This is a genomic window from Massilia sp. CT11-108, from assembly GCF_047302915.1.
In the GTDB taxonomy this organism is placed as follows: domain Bacteria; phylum Pseudomonadota; class Gammaproteobacteria; order Burkholderiales; family Burkholderiaceae_D; genus Telluria; species Telluria orientalis.
On sequence record NZ_JBKYMO010000266.1, the window covers coordinates 1 to 7,887 of the forward strand.

Sequence of the window (7,887 nt, forward strand, 5' to 3'; positions counted from 1 at the left end):
CTCCATCCGGGCTAATCGGCTTTATCTGTCCAACCCGCCGAGGGAATGTTCGCCCAACAGGTGCCCCACCCCTTGCTCAACCTGCCCGCCGTGCCGCGGGGGCCCCGGCCGGCCCGCGACGCGCCGCTTCGTGAGCACGTACGCCAGGCCCGTACCGGCCAACAGCGCGCCGCCGACGAGAAAATCGCCGGGGCCCCAGTTCACCTCGTGCGTGAAGCGCATCGCCACGGCCGGCACGAGCAGGATGGCCAGCGTGGCCAGCAGCACCCGGCGCACGTCGCTGCGCACGGCGCCAACATTCGTCGTCTTCATCGTCCGCCTCCTCCGGCATCTACATCGGCAGGCGCGCGTCGCGCCGCAGCATCTCCTGGAGGCCCTCCTGGGCCAGGGCCGGACTGAAATAATAGCCCTGCATCTGGTCGCAGTCGTGGTCGCGCAGGAACGTCAGCTGCTCGATCGTCTCGACGCCTTCCGCGATCACCTGCAGCTTGAGGTTGTGGCCGAGCGCGATGATGGCGCGCGTGATGACTTCATGGCCGTCGTCCGGATCCGTGCCCCCGCCGAGGAACGACCGGTCGATCTTGATGCAGTCGACGGGGAATTTCTGCAGGTGGCTGAGACTCGAGTAACCGGTCCCGAAATCGTCGATCGACAGGCGTACGCCCAGCAGCTTCAACTGGGCCAGCGCGTCGCGCGCTTCTTCCGGGTGGTCCATCAGCTGGCTCTCCGTCACTTCCAGCTCCAGGCGGTGCGCGGGGACGCCATGCCGCGCCAACGTGTCCGCGAGCCGGTTCACGAAGCGGCGCTGGCGCAACTGGCGTGCGGACAGGTTCACCGCGATGACGAAATCCTCGATGCCCACGGCGGCGAGCGTCTGCAGCGTGGCGCATGCCTCGTCGAGCACCCAGTCGCCCAGCGGGATGATCAGGCCCGTCTGCTCGGCGACGGGAATGAAGACGTCGGGCGCGATGATGCCGTCGACCGGATGCTGCCAGCGCACGAGCGCCTCGGCGCCCACGACCTTGCCCGTGCGCAGGTCGACCTTCGGCTGGTAGCCGAGCACCAGTTCGCGGTTGCGGATCGCCCGGCTCAGGCTCGCTTCCAGCAGCAGATGCTGGTGCACGACCTGGTTCAGTGCCTCGGAGTAGAACTGCACGTTGTTGCGCCCGAGGGTCTTGGCGTGGTACATGGCGGTGTCGGCCGCGCGCATGACGTCGTCGACCGTGCGCCCGTCCTGCGGGAACAGGCTGACGCCGATGCTCGTGCCGGGCAGGATCTCCTTGCCCTCCACGACGACGGGCGCCGACACGCTCTGGCGTACGCGCTCGACGAGGCAGGCCAGCTGGGTCACGTCGGCCTGCTCGGCGATCACGAGGACGAATTCGTCGCCGCCCAGGCGCGCCACCGTGTCTTCCTCGCGCATGCTGTCGCGCAGGCGGGCCGCGATCTCGCGCAGGACGGCGTCGCCGGCTTCGTGGCCGAAGGTGTCGTTGATGTGCTTGAAGTTGTCGAGGTCCAGGAACGCGAGCGCGCCCTGGCGGCGATGGGACGACGCCGCATCGATCGCCGCCTTCAGGCGTTCCAGCAGCAGCGTGCGGTTGGCAAGACCCGTCAGCGCGTCGTGGTGCGCGAGGTGCTGCAGCCGGCGCTCGTAATGGCGGGCTTCGGTGATGTCGTTGATCACGCCGACGAAGTGCGATACTTCGCCCTCGATGCTGGCAACGGGATCGACGCGCAGGTCGTTCCAGAAGATCTCGCCGTTCTTGCGCCGGTTGCGCAGGACGGCGCGCACGCTCTGCCTGCAAGCGACGGCGTCATGGATACGCTGCTGCTCGTGCACGTCGCAATCCTCGACGCGCATGAAGCGCGGATTGCGGCCCTTCACCTCGGCCAGCGTGTAGCCGGTGATCTGCTCGAACGCGGGATTCACGTACTCGATCACGTTGTCGGCCCCGTCCGCGCAGCACGTGATCACGATCGCGTTCACGCTCGCGTACATGGCCCGCTCGCGCACGCGCAGGCCGCGCTCGGCTTCCTTGCGCGACGTGATGTCCAGGCCCGTGCCGAACACGACCGGCAGGTTGCCCAGGCTCGCACGCGAACAATGGAACAGGAAAGTCGTGCGCTTGCCGTGCTTCCCGACGAGGTCGGCCTCGTGGTACGACCCGCCACCCTCGAAGGCGGCCAGGATCTTTTCCACGATCATCGCCTGGTCGCGCTCGTCGAAGAAATTCTTGACGTTAAACGTCGGCAACTCCTCGCTCGCCATCTCGAGCGCGTCTTCCAGCTGGTGGTTCCACAACAGCAGGTGCCCGCTCTGGTCGATGACGTAGAACACGCACGGCAATTCCTCGATGATGTCGGCGATGGGCAGGTCCTGGATCAATGCGTAACGGGTCGGCGCCAGGCCGGCACGCGGCACGACGATGACGCTGTAGCCGCCGGGCTGGTCGGGATCGAGCGATTGCGGCGCCACCGTCACCCGCACCGGCACCCGGTGCCCGTCCGCGCAAATCAGGTCTCCCGTCGAATCCTCGTTGACGCGCTCGCCGATCCACGTCACGGTGGCCGGCTCGTCGAAGGCGATGATCTGGTCGAGGCTGCAGTGACGGATGTCCGCCGCGCCATAGCCCGCCAGCTTTTCGCAGGCGCGGTTCCAGCTCGTGATCGTCCCTGCCGCGTCGACGACGAATACCGCGAGGGGTAAAGGCGAAAGGTTCACGACCTCCTCCAGAGAACCGGCCGGGCGCGCTTGCACGTTGCGTCCATTGGGAAAACATCATAACGCAGTCACGTCCGAAGGGGCGCATATTTACATCGCATCGCGCCGGCCCCTCCCGGCGTGCTGGTGGCGGGGTTTCGGTGTGGGTCACGGCGCCGGTCGGTTAGTTGCAGAATGACCGGACAAGCCGGTCCGGCTTGCCGCTCCGCCCGTCAGCGCGAGGCCGGGGCCGCCATTGGGTCGACGCCCGCGGTCGCCGCAGCGCCGGCTGCCGAATCTTCCGGCACCGCGTCCCGCCGTCGCAGCGCATAGCGGTTCAGCCCCGCCATGTGGATGCGGCACAGGTAGTCTTCCCAGTCGACGAGGCGCGCATCCACCGGATACAGCCGCCGCGCCTCCTCCCCGAAGCGCGCGGCCAGGGCCAGCAGGCCGGCGTTGTGGAACCGGTAGCGCGGGTGCGCGTAGAAGGCGAACGTCAGCGCCAGCAGGCGCGTCGTGCGCAGCTTTTCCAGCGCGCGCGTGGCACCCGGCGCGCCCGCCAGCCGGCGCAGGCCGTTCCACGCCGTCGCGCCGATGCCGAACGCGCCCATGAAAAAGCGGAAGGTCCCCTCCCCGACCGTGCGGAAATCGTGCTTCGGCTCGGCGTGGAACAGGCGGTCGTACTGGCGCCAGTTGCGTTTGGATTCCGCCTGCAGCAGCCGGATCAGTTCACCCAGCGCGAGCGGATTCGTGGAACCGCTGCAGCATTGATAGATGCGCCGGCCCGGCCCGGCGGAGACCGCCTCCGCACCTGCCAGTACGATGGCGTTGGCGACGAGGTCGACGGGGATGACGTCGATGATGCCTTCGCGCCGCGCGGGGAAGAAGCTCGTCTTGCCGCGCGCATAGGCGAGGATCACGGCGTCCGCCACCTTCACGCCCTCGATCCAGCCGGGCGCCGGCTCGCGCAGCGTGCTTTCGATGATGGCCGGCCGCACGATCGTCAGGGCAAGCCCGTGCATGGCCCGGAGGGCGACCTGCTCGCCGAGCCACTTGGTGAACGTGTAGGTGTCGTTCCAGCCGTGGCGCTGGGCCTCCCGGATGCCGAGGTCCGTCAGGCGCCGGCGCAGCCGTTCCGGATCGGCGCCGCCGGCCTTCGCCCGCACCCGCCCGATTCTGCGCCGCAGGGCGGCGATCAGCGCGTCGACGTCGTACCAGCCGTCGCGATGGCGCGGGATGCCGTCGCGTGCGCTGCCTGCCGGCGCGACGATCTCCTCGCGCATCTCGCCGCGGTTGTAGCCGTTCACGTAGCAGGTCGACACGTGCACCAGCGGCGCGTTGGCGACGCGCGCGAACGCCGTCACGTGGCGCAGGCTCAGCGTGTTGATGGCGAGTGCTTCGTCGAGCGGTTCGCGGAAATCGACGCTGGCGGCCGCGTTCACGACCACGTCCACGCCGCGCGCCAGCTCGGCGAAGCGCGCGGCCGCGAGGCCGAAGCCGGGCGCCGTGATCTCGCCCGTCACGCAGTCCACGCGCTCGGCGAGGAAGCGTTCCAGCCAGGCCGGGCGCACGGCGCGCAGGTGGTCGAACACGGACGATGCCGCGATCTCGCGCTCGAAGCGCGCGCGGGCGTCGCCAAGGCTGCCGGCACGGATCAGCAGCACGATGCGGCCGATGTCGGGCACGGTGCGGATCAGCTTTTCCAGCAGGACCTTCGCGACGAAACCCGTCGCACCGGTGAGCAGGATGCGCTTGCCGGCAAAGGCGTCGCGCACGTCCGGCAGCCCGTCGGCTGCCTCGTCGATGGTGGTCGTCATGGATATCTCCGTGGCCTAGATGATCCGCGTCAGGCGGAACATGGCCGTCATGGCGAGGGCCGGCAGTGCGTTCCGGTGGCAGCAATAGGTCTTTTCGACCGGCCCCTGGAAGCGCGACTTGGCGAATTCGAGCCCCTTGAAGTTGTAGAGGAAGTCCATCCGCTCGCGGATCACGGACAGGGTCGTGCGCAGCAGCCGCGATTCCTGCGGTTCGATCTCGCCGGACAGCATCAGCGGCGTCAGGCCCAGGTCCAGGCACGGCACGCCTTCTTCCTGGAAGCGCGCGATCGCGTAGGCCATCAGCGCGTACCACAGGCCCTGGCGAAAATTGGCCGACGAGCGCGAAATGTTCGGCACGTAGCCGGCCAGGCGGCCGTCGCGGTACAGCGGATCGAAGAACACGAAGCCCACGGCCTCGTCGTCGCGGTACGCGTAGAAATAGCGCGTGCCTTCGCGGTAGTCGACGATCATCGGCCGGATCAGGAAGCGGATCTCGTTGTTCTTGCAGCGCCGCGTGCGGATCCATGCGTCGGAGATGCGGCGCACGTCGTGGTCGAAGCCGCCCTCGCGGATCTCGATGCCGTCCGCGCGGGCGGCGTTGATCGCCGTGCGTATCACCTGCTTGCGCGCGCCACGCAGCGAGAACGTGGCGAGGTCCAGGCGCGATTCGCTGCCGAACTGCGTGCCGTAATAGCCGTGGCGGGCGTGCAGGTGGTCGACGACGCCCTTGCCCACCTGGACGAAGACGGCGTCGGGATAGCGGTCGACGAAGGCGGTGAGCATCGCGTCGCGCAGATGCGGCGGGCACACGGGCTCGCCCAGCGCGAAGCGCATGCCCCAGTACTTCGCGAAGGCGATGTAGCCGACGCCGGGCACTTCGAAATACGACATCCCCGGCTGCATGGTGCAGAACGACAGCGCGTGGCCGCCGTATTGCCGCAGGACGGCGGCACGCCTGGCCGTATCGTGATGGGACAGGTCGGCGGCGATACGCCGCTCCAGCGCGACAGCGTGTTGGCTCATGTGGGCTCCGGTTGGATTGCAAGCACCCGTCGTTCCCGCGCACGCGGGAACCCATACTGGGCGTCCTGGTCGGCTCAGCATGGATCCCCGCTTTCGCGGGGACGACGGCGTTGGGTCTCAGGCCGGTTTCTGGCCGATGACCGACCAGTAGCAGTCGAGCAGCAGCAGCTTGTAGTGCTTCTGTTCGCCGACCTGCAGGCCGAACTTCTTCATCCACTCCGGATAGTTGTAGATGTTGTGGAAGGCGTTCCCGGCGAATAGCCAGAAGAAGCCGACGGCCCCGTACCAGTACAGGGTCTTGAAGACGCGGCTGAACACGTTCCCGGTCGGGAACGAGAAATCGCCGACGACGATGTGGGCGCCGGGACGGCCCAGGCGGATCAGGTGCGCGAGCACGCGCAGCATCATGTCCTGCTCGAACACGTTCAGGAAGAAGTTCGCGACGACCATGTCGTACTGTTCGAATTCCTCGACCAGCATGATGTCGCTGTGCACCTGGCGGATGCGCACGTCGACGATGCCTTCCCGCTCGAGATTGGCCTGGAATTTCTTCAGCATGGTGGCCGACAAATCGACCACCGTGACGTCGGCGCCGAGCCGCGCGGCGTGGACCGCATCGCGGCCGTGGCCGACGCCGGCGAACAGCACCCTGTCGCCCGGACGCAGTTTGTCGAGCATCGCGACCTTGCAGCGGTGGATCGATTTGCCGCTGTAGAACGCACTGAGCCAGTCGTAGATCGGCCCTACGAGCTTGTACTTGTCTCTCATGTTTGCCCTTCCGGTCTTTCCGACCTATATGGATGTCTCCTCTGCCCCGTTCACGTTGCATGAACGTCAAGCACCATTAGAGTAATGGAAAGCCCGCACATTCCACGGCCCGGCGCCTTGTCCTTGCGAGCCAAAACACTGGCTTTGCGGGTCATGCGCGTAAAGACCATCGCTCAACGCGCTGATTGAATGGTGACCGCGGCCGGCCGTAAGTTGACACCCGGGAGCCGCCGAATCGATACTCGACGGGCATATTCCCACTGGACCCTACGCCGCCACGAACGATGAAACTCTCCCTGCCCCTGTTCGCCCTCGCCGCCATCGCAGCTGCCACGCACCCCGCAGCGCACGCCGCCGAGCGCCTGACCGTCACCGTCACCCACGATCTCGCCATCGCGCGGCCGGCGGAAACCATCGCCATCCCGTGGAAGAGCGTCAACGACGCGCTGCCGCATGCCGGCATCCAGCACATCGTCGTGAAGGACGCGGCCGGCCGCGTACTGCCGCACCAGGTGACGAACGTGGCGCCGGAAGCGAAGGACCCGCAGAAGAACGGCGTCGCGTACGGCGAACTGCTGTTCCAGCACGACTTCGCGCCGGGCGAAAAGAGCGCCACGTTCACCGTCGAAAAGACGGACGCCGTCGTGCCCCCGTTCCCCACCAGGGTCTGGGCCCGCATCGTGCCCGAACGCCTCGACGACTTCGCGTGGGAAAACGACAAGGTCGCGCACCGCACCTACGGCCCCGCCCTCGCCGCCCCGGCGCCCGCCGGCTCCGACAAGGAAGTCCTGAAGACGAGCGGCCTCGATATCTGGTTCAAGCGGGTCCCGTACCCGATCGTCGACCGCTGGTACAACATCGGCCACGACCACTATCACCACGACGAGGGCGAAGGCATCGACATGTACAACGTCGGCACGACGCTGGGCGCCGGCGGCACGGGCATCTGGGCCGGCGGCAAGCTGGTCTCGGGCATCAACTTCACGCATTGGAAGGTCCTGGCGAACGGTCCCGTGCGCGCGATCTTCGAACTCACCTACGACGGCTGGGACGCGGCCGGCACGAAAGTGGCCGAGGTCAAGCGCTTCACGGTGGACGCCGGCCACTGGTTCGACCGCATCGACAGCACGTTCACGTTCGCCGGGAACGGGCCGCTGCAGGCGGCCGTGGGCCTGAACAAGGAACCGGCCGACAAGGGCGAGGACGGCAAGTCCACATTCACGGAAGACGCCAGATCGAAAGCCCTCGTCCAGTGGGTCACGCAAAAGAAGAGCGGGGATTTCGGCGTGGCCGTGATCCTGCCGTCCGCTGGCAACCCCGCCTTCGGGGCCGATGCGCGCAACGCGTTCATGCTGGCGCCGGTGACGTCCGGCCAGCCGCTGCGTTATTACGTGGGCGCCGCGTGGACGCGGGCCGGCGAAATCACGTCGCGCGAGCAGTGGCAGCGCACCGTGACGGATGAAGCGGCGCGCGTGGCCGCGCCCGTGCGCGTGAGTCTGTCGGCGCGCTGATGGACCGCCGCGACTTCTTCCGCGCCACCGCACGTGTCACCTCGGTGGCCGCGGCACTGCCGCTGGG

At 67.6% G+C, this 7,887-nt stretch carries 6 protein-coding genes; 1 reads left to right on the forward strand and 5 read right to left on the reverse strand.

The window, feature by feature from the left end; all coding sequences use genetic code 11:
* Positions 1–21: 21 nt before the first annotated feature.
* The 5 genes from ACEN88_RS19640 to ACEN88_RS19660 form a co-directional block, all read right to left on the reverse strand.
* Entirely contained in the window at positions 22–312 is a 291-nt protein-coding gene (locus ACEN88_RS19640; RefSeq protein ID WP_413342222.1) for a hypothetical protein, read from the reverse strand.
* Between the two features lie 19 nt (positions 313–331).
* Positions 332–2,722 (reverse strand): EAL domain-containing protein, encoded by a 2,391-nt coding sequence (locus tag ACEN88_RS19645; RefSeq protein WP_413342224.1) that lies wholly within the window; start codon positions 2,720–2,722, stop codon positions 332–334.
* 212 nt (positions 2,723–2,934) lie between these two features.
* Entirely contained in the window at positions 2,935–4,518 is a 1,584-nt protein-coding gene (locus tag ACEN88_RS19650) for an SDR family oxidoreductase (protein WP_413342226.1), read from the reverse strand.
* Positions 4,519–4,533: 15 nt separating this feature from the next.
* Entirely contained in the window at positions 4,534–5,541 is a 1,008-nt protein-coding gene (locus tag ACEN88_RS19655) for a DUF2156 domain-containing protein (RefSeq protein WP_413342228.1), read from the reverse strand.
* 117 nt (positions 5,542–5,658) lie between these two features.
* Entirely contained in the window at positions 5,659–6,309 is a 651-nt protein-coding gene (locus ACEN88_RS19660) for a class I SAM-dependent methyltransferase (RefSeq protein WP_413342229.1), read from the reverse strand.
* Positions 6,310–6,593: 284 nt separating this feature from the next.
* Between ACEN88_RS19660 and ACEN88_RS19665 the strand changes: the two genes are divergently transcribed.
* Positions 6,594–7,820 (forward strand): DUF4861 family protein, encoded by a 1,227-nt coding sequence (locus tag ACEN88_RS19665; protein WP_413342230.1) that lies wholly within the window; start codon positions 6,594–6,596, stop codon positions 7,818–7,820.
* Positions 7,821–7,887 lie beyond the last annotated feature (67 nt).